This window comes from Pasteurella skyensis, assembly GCF_013377295.1.
Classification (GTDB): domain Bacteria; phylum Pseudomonadota; class Gammaproteobacteria; order Enterobacterales; family Pasteurellaceae; genus Phocoenobacter; species Phocoenobacter skyensis.
In genome coordinates, this window is the sequence record NZ_CP016180.1 from 673435 (window position 1) to 689485 (window position 16051).

Sequence of the window (16051 nt, forward strand, 5' to 3'; positions counted from 1 at the left end):
TTATGACACGAGTACTTGATTTTGTATTTTCGTTTTTTGGCATCTTATTTTTACTTCCAGTAGGAATAATATTATATATTATTGGGTTATTTGATACAGGTTCACCCATTTTTATTCAAGAACGAGTTGGAAAAAATAAAAAGCCTTTTAATCTAATAAAGTTTAGAACAATGTCTCTTGAAACAGAATCTGTTGCATCACACTTGGCAAGTACTTCGTCTATTACTAAGTTTGGCAGTTTTTTAAGACGAACAAAATTAGATGAGTTACCACAATTGTTGAATGTGTTAAAAGGAGATATGAGTTTGGTAGGACCTCGTCCAAACTTATTTAACCAAAAAGAGCTTATTGAAGAAAGAGATAAATTGGGTGTTTATAGTGTTGTTCCTGGAATAACAGGGTTATCTCAAATTAATGAAATAGATATGTCTACGCCTCAAAAATTAGCAGAAAAAGATGCTGAAATGATTGCAAATTATAATCTTAAAAATTATTTTTGGTATATATTTGCAACTGTAGGAGGTAAAGGACAGGGTGATAGAGTGAAAAAACAATGATAAATATCTTACTAAACCTCCCTCGTTGGAGTAAAAAATTAATTTTTGTATTACATGACATAATCTTAATATTTTGTGCTTTTTGGGTATCTTTGGCTTTGCGTGTACCGATTAAAGCAGAGTGGAAAGATGTTATTAACTGGGAAATTTTAGTTAGTACTATTATTATTAGTATTTTTATTTTTGCTCGCTTGGGACTGTATCGTGCTGTAATGCGATATGCTGGTGGCAAGATTATCAATATTGTTTTTTGGGGTAGCTTTTCTTCTGTTTTGGTGATGCTAACAATAGCATTTTACTGGAGAGTTCCATTTCCTCGTAGTGTACCAATTATGTACTTTTTATTGGTGCTTGTTCTAATGATTGGCTCTCGTTTTACGATAAAAGGGTTGTTGCAAACTAAAAATCATGGTTTAAATCATCCTGTTGTTATTTATGGTGCAGGAGAGTCAGGACGACAGTTATTATTATCAATAAAACAAGTTCAATCCTATTATCCAGTTGCTTTTGTAGATGATGATATTCGTTTACAGGGTTCGGTTATTTTCAATAAACAAGTATATGCTCCTGTAAAATTATCTGAGTTAATTAAAACTTATCAAGTTGAATCAATACTGCTTGCAATGCCAAGTGCAACAAAAGCAGAACAAAGAGCCATTCTTCAAAAGATAGAGCATTTGCCTTGTAAGGTGCTTACAATGCCTGGATTGAAAGATTTAGTAGAAGGGAAAATAAGTGTAAGTTCTCTTAAAAAAGTATCTATTATGGATTTATTGGGGCGTGATGCCGTTGCTCCTATTCCTGAGTTAATGTCAAAGAATATTAGAGATAAGATAGTAATGGTAACAGGTGCAGGAGGCTCTATAGGCTCTGAACTGTGTCGTCAAATTATTCAACAATTACCCCGAAAACTTGTTTTATTTGAATTATCAGAATTTTCTTTGTATAGCATTGAAAAAGAGTTATCAGAGTATATTACTCAGAATAATTTGGATATTAAGATCATCCCTGCAATGGGATCTGTGCAACATCAGAATCGATTAACTAAGTTAATGAAGCAGTTTCAGGTTGAAACCGTTTATCATGCAGCAGCATATAAGCACGTACCTTTGGTGGAGTATAATACTATTGAAGGGGTTCGTAATAATATTTTTGGCACGTTGCACTGTGCTCAAGCGGCAATAAATGCAGAGGTTGAAACTTTTGTTTTAATTTCAACAGATAAAGCAGTGCGCCCTACTAATACAATGGGAACGACCAAGCGTATGGCTGAATTAGTGTTACAAGCGCTAGCTGATAAAAAAGATCATAGTACACGTTTTTGTATGGTGCGATTTGGTAATGTACTTGGTTCTTCAGGCTCTGTTATTCCGTTGTTTGAAAAACAAATTGCTAGAGGTGGTCCTGTAACTATTACTCATAAAGATATAACGCGTTTTTTTATGACAATTCCAGAAGCTGCGCAACTTGTTATTCAAGCTGGAGCAATGGGTAAAGGAGGCGATGTATTCTTATTGGATATGGGAGAGTCGGTCAAAATTATAGATTTGGCTCGTCAAATGATTCATTTAAGTGGCTTTACGCCAAAAGATGAATATTCTCCTAATGGTGATATTGAAATCAAAGTAACAGGATTACGCCCTGGAGAGAAGTTATATGAAGAATTACTTATTGGCGATAATGCTAAGAGTACTAATCATTCAAGAATTATGACTACGAAAGAAAAAATGTTGAGTTGGGAAGAGTTAGAAGTCATTTTATTAAAATTAGAGGAGGCTTGTAAATCATTTGAACCAACTAAAATTAGAGAATTATTATTAGCCGCGCCAACAGATTTTAACCCAACGGATCCTGTGTGTGATATCTTACGTAATTGAGGAATAGCTCATTTGGAGTGAGGAAAACTCATTGGTTCTATCATTAAAAATGCGAGCTCTTATTTGATAAAGTAGCTCGCATTTTTAATCTGTTACTGCTTTTTCTTGTTATACATTACTCTAATGTACCACAAAAACGGTATCCCTCTCCATGAATAGTAATAATAATTTCAGGAGTTGCAGGATGAGCTTCAAAGTGTTTTCTAATTCGACGAATTGTCACATCAACTGTTCTATCATGAGGCTTTAATTCACGCCCTGTCATTGTATAGAGTAAAGTTTCACGAGTTTGGATTTTTCCTGGATTTTCGCAGAAATGTTGTAATAAACGGAATTCACTTCTAGGTAATTTGGTGACTTGTTGATCAGGAGTAATTAGAGTACGACTATTAACATCAAGGGTCCAGCCATTAAAATGATAGCTTTCTACACCAAGATCTTTGTTTTTATCATTATCTTCATTCATTGTTCGATGAAGCAAATTTCTTGCACGGATAGTAAGTTCACGTGGGTTAAATGGCTTAGTGATATAGTCATCCGTACCAATTTCAAGTCCTAAGATACGATCAATTTCGTTATCTCTACCAGTCAAAAATATCAATGCGATATTAGTATTTTCACGCAATTCACGAGCAAGAATAAGCCCATTTTTCCCTGGTAGGTTAATATCCATAATAACTAGATGGATCAGTTGTTGTTTTAATACAGCTGACATTTCATTCCCATTCGTTGCTTCAAAGACATTATATCCTTCTGCTTCAAAAATAGTTTTTAGAGTATTACGAGTAACCGCTTCATCTTCGACAATCAGAATTTGTGGATCTTGCATCTTTATCCTCTTTTTTGATTAAATGTTAAAAATGTTACTTTAATGCTAAGTTTTTTTGATAAAGTAATTGATGTATATTAATTTAAAGTCAAATTTTGTAAATTTCGGGTTAATCCTACAGGGTTTATTTCCTATTATCAATACTAATATGTAAATAATTTCCGTCAACATCTGCTAAACTACGAAATCCAATATTATATATGTCATATTCTTTTTTATGATTCATAGTCTTATAATTAAAATTTTCGTGATGGTGACCATGAAAAATCTTCTTTACCTTCATTTTACGTGCTAGTTGATTAATTACGCCAAAACCTTTTGGATGAGGCTCTGGTGCTTCGTGGCAAATAAGGATATCTGCTTTTTGCTTTTCTAATATTTCAATATCAGAAGGAAAAATGGAGGCTCGATGACGAAGTGAAATACCTCCCCGCCAAATTTTTCCAGGGTTATATTGACAATAATGAATATGATCGAGAAACATTGGTCTATTAGGAGGCATCCAAATATGCCCTCGAAATACACCGCCTAATCCTGCAATTTTAGTACCTTGAATATCTACAACACGTCCATGTAGGTTACGTGTTTTCCAATGACTTCCCCAAATTGCTTCATATGCTTCAATTGTTTTACTATCGTGATTGCCGTGAATAAACCAAATGTCACAATACTGTGCTAATTTATCTAATTCATCACAGCTAGTAAGCTGTAAATCACCTAAGATTACCAATGCAACATTTTCTCTCTCTTTAACAAAAGGGTAGAGATGTTCGTAGCAACCGTGAGGATCTCCAGCAAAAAGTATCATTATTTTTTCTCACTATCAGTTAATGGCAGTGGTGCATCGTTTAAAATTGCTTCCACAATATCTTTTGTTTGATTATAACGCTCTAAATAGCTAGGTGACTGAATTTCAATGTAAGGAACCTGATATTTAATGAGCAATTTTTTTAATAAATTTTGGAATTTTTGACGTTGTTTTTCTGAACCAAGACTACGCAGTCCATCATCAACCCATTTTGTGTTATTAGAGAGTAAAATCACCACATCAAGAGGATATTCTTTAATGACAGAATCTAAAAATGGATGTGCTTTACCTTCATATTGAATACAAAAAGCTTGAGTTGTAATAAAATCCGTATCAATAAAGGCAACCTTATTGGCGTGTCGCATTGCATAATCAATATAATGTTTATGTCCTAATACAATTTGTGGGTAGTCAGAGTATTGCAATGCCTGCTCATTACCACCTAATTCAGAGAAGACATATTCACGACCATATTCCCAAGCAGAAGTAGTATTAAATACGTTAGCAAGTTTACTCACAAGAACACTTTTTCCACTACTTTCTCCCCCTAAAATAGCCACTGTTTTAACGAAGAAGGGACGTACTTCTTTTGGAATAAATTGCCAATATTTAAAAGGATGATTACGTATTTGAGTGGCAGAAATGTTAAATGAACTACGTGTAGGATCAACCAAATGCACATTTAATCCTAAGTATTTTTCGTAAGGGGCTTTATCTTGTGGTTCACTGCAAAAAACCGTCTTTGGCTGAATACCTTTTTGCTCAAAAAGGGTTTTAACTCTCTCTGCCCATCCGCCCCAATCTTCTGGATAAGGAGGAAGTCCATCTTCCACTAAGTGGTGAATAAAAATTTGTTTTTGTTGATATTTAAAGATTTGTTGCATCCAGCGTAGGCGATCTTCATTGGTAGGCATTCGTTTCATTTTACTATTTTGAAACAGTTTTAAATCTCGTTCAGCTTCAGTACAGACAATAATATGAAGCACATCTACTTTACTGAAAGCTTCATAAATCATATTGATATGTCCAGTATGTACAGGATAAAATTTACCAAAAATGACACCAACACGCTGATTTGTATGCTCAGTAATATCTAGTACAGTATGTAATGCTTTTAGTTTAATTGCACTGGGATTTTTAATTTTACCAGTGACGAGCTGATTAAAATAAGCACGGGTAACACCTGCCTTTTCACAAACATCGTTTACTTTTAATTTTAATTGTTTACGTTTTTGTTGAAGATAAGCAAAATTGCTCATAATAATAAGTCCTTAGATTTTTATTAATAAAGCGACGGCTTCACAAGCGATACCCTCACCACGACCAGTAAATCCTAGTTTTTCGGTTGTTGTTGCCTTCACATTGATTTGCATTACATCACATTGCAAATCATCCGCAATACTTTGTCGCATTTGATCGATATAAGGGCGCATTTTAGGGGCTTGTGCGATAATGGTGATATCAACATTCCCCACTTTATAACCACATTGTCGTACTTTTTGATAAGCATCCATCATTAAGCCACGACTGTTAGCATCTTTAAATTGAGGGTCTGTATCTGGAAAAAGTTTGCCAATATCACCCAAAGCAACTGCACCGAGTAGTGCATCAGTGAGTGCGTGTAATGCGACATCACCATCAGAATGAGCGATAAACCCTCTATCATAAGGAATAGTGACGCCTCCGATGATCAAAGGAGAATCACTACCAAAACTATGTACATCAAATCCGTGTCCTATTCTAATCATTCTTCCTTCCTTATGTTGGTATTTGCGTTATTTTTTGCTAAATAAAATTCAGCTAACGCTAAATCTTCAGAATGGGTAATTTTTAGATTATCTGAACGACCCTGTACGAGTAAAGGAGAATAACCTAATAGTTCCATCGCAGAAGCTTCGTCCGTTACTGTTAAGTTTTGTTCAAATGCATTGATTAATGCTTTTTTTAATAATCCAGCATTAAAAAATTGAGGGGTTAAGGCTCGCCATAAGGAGCAACGATCTTCCGTACTAATAATTCTATTTTCTTTATTTGTTCGTTTTATAGTATCTGTTGTAATAGTTGCTAAAATAGCACCATTTTCATCATTAATTTGCAAAATCTTATCAAGATCTGACCGCTTCAAACAAGGTCGAGCCGCATCGTGCACTAGTGCCCAATTAGTATCATCAACAATTTGTAAGGCATTGAAAACAGACTCTGCTCGAGTCTTGCCTCCATATACAATTTGAACTTTATCTGATTTTAAAATAGTAAGATTTGAATAAAATGTATCTTCTGGCGAAACAGCGACAATAACGTTGTGAATTTGAGGATGTTGCAAAAAAGGTTCAATAGAATGTGCTAAAATTGTTTTTCCTTGCAATTGTAAATATTGCTTCGGAATGTCAGCATTCATTCTTGAACCTACTCCAGATGCAGGGATAATCGCAGTAATTTGGCGTAACATTATCTCTCCTTCAAATTAGTTTTTATGTACCACACGATAAAAAACTTCATCTTGCTTAATTTGTTCATATTCCATTCTAGCTCGTTCTTCTAGTGCATCAACGCCATTAGTTAAATCTTCAATCTCGGCAATAATTTTATTATTTCGAGCCGTTAATTGTGCTATTTCAGCATTGAGTTTGGCAACATTGATTTGAGTTCTTCTATGTTCACTCCAACCATTTTTACCAATCCAAAAATAGCTTTGAAAAATCACTAAAAGTAAAGCAAGAAAAGCAATTAACAAACGCATTCTGTATCCTATTATTTGACTTGCATACCTGCAGTCACGCCACTGTCTGCTGAAAGTAAGAATAGATCCGAACCACCTGTTCCCGCTGATAAAATCATCCCTTCTGAGGTACCAAATTTCATTTTACGAGGAGCAAGGTTAGCGACCATAATCACAAAACGTCCTTCTAATTCTTGAGGATTAGAATAGGCGGCTTTAATGCCTGAAATCACTTCACGTTGATGATCCCCTAAATCTAGTTGAAAACGTAATAGTTTTTTAGATTCTTTCACTTCTTCACATTTCAATACTTTCGCCACACGCATATCAATCTTAGCAAAATCATCAATGGTAATTTCAGGTGCGATTGGTTCAATGTTTGCATCTGAACAAGCGGTATGTTCTTGAGCATTTTTTGCAATTTTTTGTGTTGCTTCAAATAATGCCTTAGTCTCTTCAACTACAGCGTCCGTTTGTTTTTGTTCCAAACGAGAGAATAACGCTTTAAAAGGTGAAACTGGATGTGCCAATAATGGTGTTGCAATATTGTTCCACGTTAATTCTGTTTGTAAGAAGGCTTCTGATTTTTCAGCAAGTACTGGCATTACTGGTTTTAAGTAGGTCATTAAAACACGGAATAACTGAATACCCATAGAACAAATATTGTGTAACTCCTCCTCTTTGCCTTCTTCTTTGGCTAAGAGCCAAGGAGCTTTTTCGTCCACGTATTTATTTGCTTTATCTGCTAATGCCATAATTTCACGAATCGCTTTGCTGTATTCACGATCTTCATAAAATGCTGCGATTTGCTGCGATTTTTCAGTAAATTCAGCGAAAAGTGCCTCATCATCAAGTTTACTGCTTAATTGATTATCAAAACGTTTTTTGATAAAGCCTGCATTACGAGAGGCTAAATTCACTAATTTATTTACGATATCGCTGTTTACACGCTGTACAAAATCTTCTAAGTTGAAATCTAAATCTTCAATACGATTATGTAATTTGGCTGCATAATAATAGCGTAAACATTCAGGGTCGATATGTTTTAAGTAGGTGCTTGCTTGAATAAATGTCCCACGTGATTTTGACATTTTTTCGCCATTTACGGTTACATAGCCGTGTGTGAAAATATTAGTCGGCTTACGCAATCCCGCACCTTCTAGCATTGCTGGCCAGAATAGACTGTGGAAATAAACAATATCTTTACCAATAAAGTGATAAAGTTCTGCTTCACTGTCTTTATTCCAAAACTCATCAAAATTCACACCTGTACGATCACAATAATTTTTAAACGATGCCATATAACCAATTGGAGCATCTAGCCACACGTAGAAATATTTATCTTCGGTATCAGGAATTTTAAACCCAAAATAAGGGGCGTCACGGCTGATATCCCATTGTTGCAAACCGCTTTCAAACCACTCTTGCATTTTATTGGCAATTTCAGTTTGTAATGAACCTGAACGTGTCCATTCTTTTAACATTTCCTCAAAACTTGGCAAATCAAAGAAAAAGTGTTCTGACTCTTTAGTGATTGGCGTTGCACCTGAAACTGCCGAATGTGGATTAATCAAATCCATAGGACTATAAGTTGCAGAACAAGCTTCACAGTTATCGCCATATTGATCTTCTGCTTTACATTTTGGGCAAGTCCCTTTTACAAAACGATCAGGTAAAAACATCTGTTTTTCAGGATCAAAAAGTTGTGAAATCACTTTAGTTTTAATAAAACCATTTGCTTTTAATTTTTTATAAATTTCACTTGTGATATGACGATTTTCATCGCTATGAGTAGAATGATAATTATCAAAACTAATATTAAAGCCTTCAAAATCAGCCGTATGCCCTATTTTAGCCTGTTCAATTAACTGCTCTGGCGTGATTCCAAGTTTATCAGCGTTTAACATAATTGGGGTACCGTGCGCATCATCAGCACACACAAAATACACTTCATTACCACGCATACGTTGAAAACGCACCCAAATATCCGCTTGAATATGCTCAAGCATATGCCCTAAATGAATCGCCCCATTTGCATAAGGCAAGGCACAAGTCACTAACATTTTACGATTTTGATTTAACATTATTATTCTCAATTAAATTTTGAAAGGAAAACTCGACAATTATAACGGAAATAACCAAAATTTTCTATATTTGTATCAAAGGAAAATGATATTTTTGTAGCGGTACGATACTTTTAAAAATTTGCAAAATAGAGACGACCAAATATCATTAAAAGATTGAATATTTTAATGAAAGGAATACAATTCTTAGTTCTATTTTTACTGATAGGGCATTTATTATGTTTCTATATATTCACGGTTTTTTATCATCATCACAGTCTGCCAAAGCGCAGCAATTAAAGCAGTGGTTATCACAGCAGGGGAGAGCGCAAGAGTGGATTTGTCCTGACTTACCTGCTGATCCTAAACTTGCGATTCAGCTTCTCAGAAAACAAATTATTTCGTTAGATCAACCTGTTAAATTAGTGGGAAGTTCCCTAGGTGGGTTCTATGCCACTATTTTGAGTGAAGAGTTCGATTTAAAAGCGGTATTAATTAATCCAGCAGTGAGAGCGGGAGAGTTGTTGAAACAAAAAATTGGAGTACATAAAGCGTGGCATTCCAGTGAAAATCTTTCTTTTACCCAGCAAGATGTGGATACGTTAAATGAGATGACACCATATGTAATTCAACATCCGAATAATTTTTTATTGATGATTGAAAAAGAAGATGAAACATTGGATTATCGTCAAGCTATTGAATTATATAAAGAATGTAATCAATTGATCTTAAATGGTGGTAACCACAGTTTTAGTCGTTTTAAACAATTGATTACATTTATTGATGAGTTTTAAGTTGTCACATCAAGGAATGGAAGCAGTTAGTTTTCTTGTGCAAATATGACTGCTTTTTTAGCGAGAGCAAGTGTTGCATCAATGACACAATATCCACCCTTTAAATGAGGAGTGAATAAAGGAATTTCAGTGCAAGCTGCAATATAAGCATCAGCTTCTATACTATCAATAAGTGTTTGAAAATCATCTTGATATTCAGTCACCTTATTTGCTTTTGCACCTAAATAGATACAGTCCATCAATATTTTTTGTTGTGATGGGCTGAGGTTCACGACTTCAAATCCTGATAAGGTCAATTTTGTTTGATATAACTGACTTTTTATTGTGCCATTTGTTGCTAGCACGGCAATTTTTTTCAATTTATTACTTTTTTGATTACAACTTTCTAATTCTGCAATAGTTGCATCAATAATACTGATAATAGGGATATCAATTTGCTGTTGAATAGATTCTGCAAAGTAATGTGCGGTATTACACGCAATTAAAAGAGCCTCTGCTCCCGCCTGTTTAAGACGAGTAGCAGATTCTAGCATTTTTGGTAATGGTGTTTCACCTTGTTCTAAAATATAGGCAGTACGATCCTCAATTTGAGGAAAGCTATCAATCACAACAGGAATATGTTCTTGATCATAACTAGCGGGGGTCAAGGCAATGATTTTACTATATAAATCCACCGTTGCCATAGGACCCATTCCGCCCATAATACCTAATCTTTTAGGAGAGGTTAGTCTTCCCATTTAGACATATCCATTTCATTTTCACTTTTAGCAACTGCTGCAGTACCTAGCATATCACCAACAACGTTCATTGAAGTACGTCCCATATCTAGTAATGCATCAATACCAAAAATCATTGCGTAAGCCACTGCCACAGCAGAACCTTCTTCTACTTTTAAACCCACACTTTCTAATACCATTAATAGCATAATTGCTCCCGCACCTGGAACTCCTGCTGTTCCTACAGACGCTAGCACTGCGGTAATGATAATGGTGGCTTGAGCGGAGAAATCTAAAGGAATCCCCACAGCGTTAGCAATAAACATTGCACAAACCCCTAAGTAGATAGTTGTTCCGTCCATATTAATGGTCGCACCAATTGGAAGGGTAAAACCATAAACATTACGATGTATTCCCATTTCGTGTTCAGCCGTTTCCATTGACACCGCTAATGTACCACCTGAACTACGAGTAACAAATGCCGTCACCATTGGTTGAATAACACGTTTAAAGAATTTAAGTGGGTTTAGTTTGAATAAAATAGCTAATACACCATAAACCACAAGACCTTGTGTAATAAGTGCTGTATAAACTGTGCCTGTTACATCTAGTAATGGCCCAAAAGCATCACTACCATTTTTAGCGAATACGGTAAAAATTAAAGCAAAAACACCGATTGGCGCATATTGCATAATCCAACCTACAATTTTAAAGATAATTTCACCAACACCTTCAAAGAAGCGATAAACCACTTCAGCGGATTCTTTTATATTTTTTTGTTCACTTTCACGACAGTAGGCAAGAGATAAACCAAAGAATAAACAGAAAATAATAGTAGGTAAAACACGTCCTCCAGAAATAGCACTAAATGGATTTTTTGGAATCATATTAGTGAATACTTCAACAAGAGTAGGTGCAGTGGTCGTTTTAGCAACGGCACCTGCTGAACCTATAAGATTTAATCCTTCTCCAGGTGAGAAAAGTTGTCCAAAAAAGAGACCTACTACAATAGCAAAGAATGAAGTTAAAACATAAAACGCTAAGATTTTTACCCCAATTTTACCTAGACGAGAAGGTTCAATACTCGCCGCACCTACTATTAGGCTGGCAACGATAACAGGTAATACGATCATTTTTAATAAACGAATAAAGATATCACCGAATGGCGAAATATAAGGGATAATCTCTTTGTTATCACTAAATAAAATCCCAACAATTCCACCAAGAACTAATCCAAGTAGAATCCTAACTAACAGGTTACTCTGAAAGTACCATGAAAACATTGATTTTTTTTGCATTTAAATTTACTCCTGTAAAATGAGGTTATATAAATTAATTTAATTTGATAAATTAGTAATTTTAATTACAAATTATAAGAGGTATTTGAATTAACTACAATACTCTTTAACTTTTTTTTTGAAATGTGTAAATTTTAAGTTTAATGTAACCGCTTAGTTAAGTTAAAAATATTGTGATATACAAAGTGTTAATAACTTGTTTGAAGGTTACTCTTGCTTTAGAATATGCAAAGTTTTTAGTATTTAAGTCAATTTATTTTTAGTTCAACATTATTTAATTGGTTATATATGACATTAGTATATTCAACAGAAGTCGGACGTATTAAGCCTTCAAAAGAGAAGGTTACTCCTAAAAAGGGGGATGGCATTGTTAGAATACAACGCCAAACAGCGGGTCGAAAGGGCAAAGGTGTGTGTGTCATTTCAGGTTTAGAACTTGATGAAAAAGCTTTGTTAGAACTAGCAAAGGCATTGAAAAAATGTTGTGGTTCAGGTGGTTCAGTGAAACAAGGTGTTATCGAGATTCAGGGCGATAAACGAGAAGTCATTAAGCAATTTTTAGAACAAAAAAATTTTACAGTCAAATTTTCAGGTGGTTAACAAATGAAGAAGTATCATATAGAAACATTACTTTCAACATCAGAGATAAATGAAAGAATTGCAGTTTTAGCAAAACAAATTAATGAGCATTATCAAAAACAGGATTGTGAAAGCCTTGTTGTGATTGGATTGCTAAGAGGCTCCTTTATGTTTATGGCAGATTTAGTACGTTTACTTGATTTGCCAGTAGAAGTTGATTTTATGACTGCATCAAGCTACGGTTTAACTATGGAGTCCAATAGAGATGTGAAAATCTTAAAAGATCTTGATGGCGACATAAATGGTAAAGATGTACTTATTGTAGAAGATATTATCGATACTGGATTTACCCTTAATAAGATTAAAGAAATGTTATTGTTGCGCTCTCCAAAATCAGTAACAATTTGCACATTATTGGATAAACCCTCTCGTCGAGAAGTCAATGTTCGAGTTGATTGGGTTGGCTTTGAAATACCTGATGAATTTGTGGTTGGCTATGGTATTGATTATGCACAAAAATATCGTCATCTGAACTACATTGGTAAAGTAGTGATGGACGAGTAATCAATTTTTTGCAAAAAATGAAGAGAAAGAGACCGCTTGTTGAAATAGACAAGCGGTTTTATTTATATAAATATAGTGGAAAAATTTTAAAATTCTCCTAAAATAGTGGAATATTTAGCATAAATGTAGTGATGCTATCTATTTATTATCAGCTATGATTTAATTAAGGGAATGTAATGAAGTCTAAAAAAATAATAAAGCCATTAGATGATATTGACTATAAAATTCTCGATGAGCTACAGCATAATGGGAGAATATCAAATATTGAGTTATCGAAGCGAGTAGGGCTTTCTCCAACACCTTGTTTAGAGAGGGTTAAGCGTTTAGAAAAACAAAATATTATTACAGGATATCGTGCTTTATTAAATCCAACTTTATTAAATAAACCATTATTAATTGTGGTTGAGATTACTCTTATTAGAGGAAAACCTGATATTTTTCAGGAATTTAATCAAGCAGTTTCTAAATTAGATGAAATTCAAGAGTGCTACCTTGTTTCAGGAGATTTTGATTATTTATTAAAGGCTCGTGTTGCTGATATGGTGGCTTATCGTGAATTATTAGGCACAACATTATTACGTTTACCTGGAGTGAATGACACTCGTACTTATGTAGTAATGGAAGAAGTAAAGCAGAGTAATTATTTACAATTAAAATAGGACATTCAAGTGACAAAAGGTTTAAAAGGAAAAGATAAGTTAATTCAACTTTTATTAATTATGATGGTTGTTGTTGGGTGTTATCTAATGATGGCTTGGATAAGCTATAGCCCATTAGACAATAGCTGGTCAGTGTCGAGTAGTGTCACAACAGAAGTATTAAATAAGGCTGGTGTATTAGGTGCTTGGACGATTGATTTACTTTTCTCTGCTTTTGGTCAGGTTGCATTTATTATTCCTCTGGTTTTAATTATTTCACCCCTTTACTGGCTTTTTTTTAATTTAGAACATAAATTTAGTTGGTTATATTTATTTGCAAAATTTATCAGTTTTATATTGCTTTTATTAGGATTGTCGGGTTGCTTAAGTATGTTATTTTCATACTCTGAGTATTATGTATCTGGTGGTTTTGTTGGGAATATTTTTATTAATGAGCTTTCTGCACATATTGAAACCTTTGGTGCTTTAGTTATCGCAGCGATTTTTGCAGTGGTGGGCTTTTATTTTTGTTTAGGTAAAATTTTGTTCTCATTGGGTACAGAATTATATAGCTGGTTGACTACCACAGAAGAAAAACAAGCGGTCACTTCAAACAATAATTTTGCAAAAAATAAAGAGGATGTACTGACCGAGCAAACAGAAGATATTAATTCTTCTGATGAAGAAACAACGTTACAGCCACAACTTACAGATGTAACACGATTCACTCGTCCTATGCCTAAAATTATAGGTTTGAAAAGAGAAAGAGCACAGGGTGATGAATCACAAGAAGATGATAAAACAGCTGTTTTTAATACTGCAACAGCCGTACAGCAACAATCCAATTTTCTAAACTCAGTAGAGCCAGTGGAGCAAGAATTAGAAAAAGAGGTGAATGATTTAACTTCATTTAAATTCAATGAATTACCAAAAGTCCATCTTGATCCAGAAGATGAAGAAAATGCAACGGAATCAACTTCAGCTACTATAAAAGAAGAAAAGGAGACAGTGGACACAACACCAGCAGTTAAAGTAGACAGCAGTGTACCAAAATACCCAAAAGGTTATGGAAATACATTAATACATCCATTGTTGCAGCAACATACTAAAATGCCAAAACCTAAAACACCTTTACCTACTATCAATTTGATGGAAAAACCACCTGTTGAAACACAAAGAATTACCAAAAAGGAAATTTATGATATTTCAACAAGAATTGAAACTGCTTTAGCAGATTTTGGCGTTAAAGCAACTGTGGAAGATGTGTTAATCGGACCAGTGGTCACTCGTTATGAAATTCAATTAGCGGCAGGAATTAAATCTTCCAAAGTGATCAATTTAGGAAGTGATTTGGCAAGAGCATTGATGTTTAAAGCTATTCGTATTACGGATGTTGTTCCAGGTAAACCTTATATGGGTATTGAAACACCAAATTCGCACAGAGAAACAGTTTGGTTAAGGGATATTCTTGAAAGTAAGGAATTCTCTCATTCTACGGCTAAATTACCAATGGCACTCGGAAAAGATATTAGTGGTCAATCAGTTGTGGTAGATATGGCGAAAATGCCCCATTTATTAGTTGCGGGTCAAACTGGTGGAGGGAAATCTGTCGGTGTAAATACAATGATTTTAAGTTTATTGTATAAATTAACTCCTGAACAAGTGCGTTTTATTATGATTGATCCTAAAGTGGTTGAGTTAAGTATTTATGATAACATTCCTCATCTACTTACTCCTGTCGTGACAGATATGAAAAAAGCTGTGAATTCATTACGCTGGGTAGTTGATGAAATGGAAAGACGTTATATGCTCCTTAAGCATCTTAGTGTACGAAATATAGAGGGGTATAACGACAAAATTGAGCAAGCAGAAGCAATGAATTACCCTATTCCTGACCCAACGTGGAAACCTGGAGATTCAATGGATAGCTTGCCTCCAGCGCTAGAGAAATTAAGCTATATTGTGGTCATTATTGATGAGTTTTCCGATTTAATTATGACTCAGGGTAAACAAGTTGAAGAGTATATTATTCGTATTGGGCAAAAAGCACGAGCAGCAGGGATTCATTTGATTTTAGCGACACAAAGGCCATCAGCAGATGTGATTACAGGGTTGATTAAATCCAATATTCCAAGTCGAATTGCCTTTACTGTTGCAAGCCAAATTGATTCAAGAACCATTTTAGATAAAGGTGGCGCAGAATCTCTTTTAGGACGTGGAGATATGCTTTATTCAGCGGCAGGTAGCCCTGATATTATCCGTGTTCACGGTGCATTTATGCATGATGAGGATGTACAAAAAGTCACAGATGATTGGCGAGCAAGAGGTTTTCCAAACTATATTGATGCAGTGGTTTCTTCAGCAGAAGGAGAGGATTCTAGTTCTTCAGGCGAGTCAGGAGGAGATTTAGATCCATTATTTGATGAAGTGGTGGCATTTGTTTTAGAATCGAATGTCACTTCGGCAAGTGGGGTACAACGCCGTTTTTCTATTGGCTTTCCGAGAGCGGCGAGAATATTGGATCAACTTCAAGAGCAAGGGATACTCTCCACTCCTGATAATCGAGGCAAAAGAGAAATTGTAGGTTAAACCGTTTTTAAAGGAAAACA

At 34.7% G+C, this 16051-nt stretch carries 16 protein-coding genes; 7 read left to right on the forward strand and 9 right to left on the reverse strand.

The genetic code is table 11. The annotated features are described in order from the left end of the window. The first annotated feature begins 2 nt into the window (after nt 1-2). Together A6B44_RS03130 and A6B44_RS03135 are read left to right on the forward strand one after the other, a co-directional pair. Nucleotides 3-557, forward strand: a complete 555-nt coding sequence (locus A6B44_RS03130) for a sugar transferase (RefSeq protein WP_090921327.1) — start codon at nt 3-5, stop codon at nt 555-557. Further along, complete coding sequence (locus tag A6B44_RS03135; RefSeq protein ID WP_090921328.1) at nt 554-2434, forward strand: polysaccharide biosynthesis protein; 1881 nt, start codon at nt 554-556, stop codon at nt 2432-2434. Before A6B44_RS03130 ends, A6B44_RS03135 begins: the two co-directional genes overlap by 4 nt. Nucleotides 2435-2549: 115 nt before the next feature. Here the strand turns inward: A6B44_RS03135 and arcA are convergent, their stop codons facing one another. The 7 genes from arcA to metG form a co-directional block, all read right to left on the reverse strand. Beyond that, entirely contained in the window at nt 2550-3263 is a 714-nt protein-coding gene (arcA, locus tag A6B44_RS03140; RefSeq protein WP_090921329.1) for a two-component system response regulator ArcA, read from the reverse strand. 124 nt (nt 3264-3387) lie between these two features. Beyond that, entirely contained in the window at nt 3388-4071 is a 684-nt protein-coding gene (locus A6B44_RS03145) for a metallophosphoesterase family protein (protein ID WP_090921330.1), read from the reverse strand. Then, nucleotides 4071-5330 (reverse strand): multifunctional transcriptional regulator/nicotinamide-nucleotide adenylyltransferase/ribosylnicotinamide kinase NadR, encoded by a 1260-nt coding sequence (gene nadR, locus A6B44_RS03150; protein ID WP_090921331.1) that lies wholly within the window; start codon nt 5328-5330, stop codon nt 4071-4073. The genes A6B44_RS03145 and nadR overlap by 1 nt, the downstream gene beginning before the upstream one ends. 12 nt (nt 5331-5342) lie before the next feature. Next, nucleotides 5343-5819: a 2-C-methyl-D-erythritol 2,4-cyclodiphosphate synthase gene (gene ispF / locus A6B44_RS03155; protein ID WP_090921332.1), complete on the reverse strand. Its 477-nt coding sequence runs from the start codon at nt 5817-5819 to the stop codon at nt 5343-5345. Further along, the gene (ispD, locus tag A6B44_RS03160) at nt 5816-6520 is read right to left on the reverse strand and encodes a 2-C-methyl-D-erythritol 4-phosphate cytidylyltransferase (RefSeq protein ID WP_090921333.1); all 705 of its coding nucleotides are present in this window, start codon (nt 6518-6520) and stop codon (nt 5816-5818) included. The genes ispF and ispD overlap by 4 nt, the downstream gene beginning before the upstream one ends. 15 nt (nt 6521-6535) lie before the next feature. Next, nucleotides 6536-6811, reverse strand: coding sequence for a cell division protein FtsB (gene ftsB / locus A6B44_RS03165; RefSeq protein ID WP_090921334.1), 276 nt, complete (start codon nt 6809-6811; stop codon nt 6536-6538). Between the two features lie 11 nt (nt 6812-6822). Further along, nucleotides 6823-8874: a methionine--tRNA ligase gene (gene metG / locus A6B44_RS03170; protein WP_090921335.1), complete on the reverse strand. Its 2052-nt coding sequence runs from the start codon at nt 8872-8874 to the stop codon at nt 6823-6825. 218 nt (nt 8875-9092) lie between these two features. Between metG and A6B44_RS03175 the strand changes: the two genes are divergently transcribed. Continuing rightward, complete coding sequence (locus A6B44_RS03175; protein ID WP_218061387.1) at nt 9093-9647, forward strand: YqiA/YcfP family alpha/beta fold hydrolase; 555 nt, start codon at nt 9093-9095, stop codon at nt 9645-9647. Between the two features lie 26 nt (nt 9648-9673). On the opposite strand, the gene cuyB is transcribed toward A6B44_RS03175, so the two are convergent. After that, entirely contained in the window at nt 9674-10384 is a 711-nt protein-coding gene (gene cuyB / locus A6B44_RS03180; RefSeq protein WP_090921337.1) for a cysteate racemase, read from the reverse strand. Then, nucleotides 10372-11661 (reverse strand): dicarboxylate/amino acid:cation symporter, encoded by a 1290-nt coding sequence (locus tag A6B44_RS03185; protein ID WP_090921338.1) that lies wholly within the window; start codon nt 11659-11661, stop codon nt 10372-10374. Before A6B44_RS03185 ends, cuyB begins: the two co-directional genes overlap by 13 nt. Nucleotides 11662-11949: 288 nt before the next feature. On the opposite strand from A6B44_RS03185, the gene yciH reads away from it, so the two are divergent. The 4 genes from yciH (at nt 11950) to A6B44_RS03205 (ending at nt 16031) form a co-directional block, all read left to right on the forward strand. Next, nucleotides 11950-12261 carry a stress response translation initiation inhibitor YciH gene (yciH, locus tag A6B44_RS03190; RefSeq protein WP_090921339.1) on the forward strand — a complete coding sequence of 104 codons (312 nt, stop codon included), beginning with the start codon at nt 11950-11952 and terminating at the stop codon, nt 12259-12261. A gap of 3 nt (nt 12262-12264) precedes the next feature. After that, nucleotides 12265-12804 carry a hypoxanthine phosphoribosyltransferase gene (gene hpt / locus A6B44_RS03195; RefSeq protein WP_090921340.1) on the forward strand — a complete coding sequence of 180 codons (540 nt, stop codon included), beginning with the start codon at nt 12265-12267 and terminating at the stop codon, nt 12802-12804. Nucleotides 12805-12980: 176 nt separating this feature from the next. Continuing rightward, on the forward strand, nt 12981-13463 hold the full coding sequence (gene lrp, locus A6B44_RS03200; RefSeq protein ID WP_090921341.1) for a leucine-responsive transcriptional regulator Lrp: 483 nt from the start codon (nt 12981-12983) through the stop codon (nt 13461-13463). A 60-nt stretch (nt 13464-13523) separates the two neighbouring features. After that, the gene (locus tag A6B44_RS03205; protein ID WP_090921354.1) at nt 13524-16031 is read left to right on the forward strand and encodes an FtsK/SpoIIIE family DNA translocase; all 2508 of its coding nucleotides are present in this window, start codon (nt 13524-13526) and stop codon (nt 16029-16031) included. Nucleotides 16032-16051 lie beyond the last annotated feature (20 nt).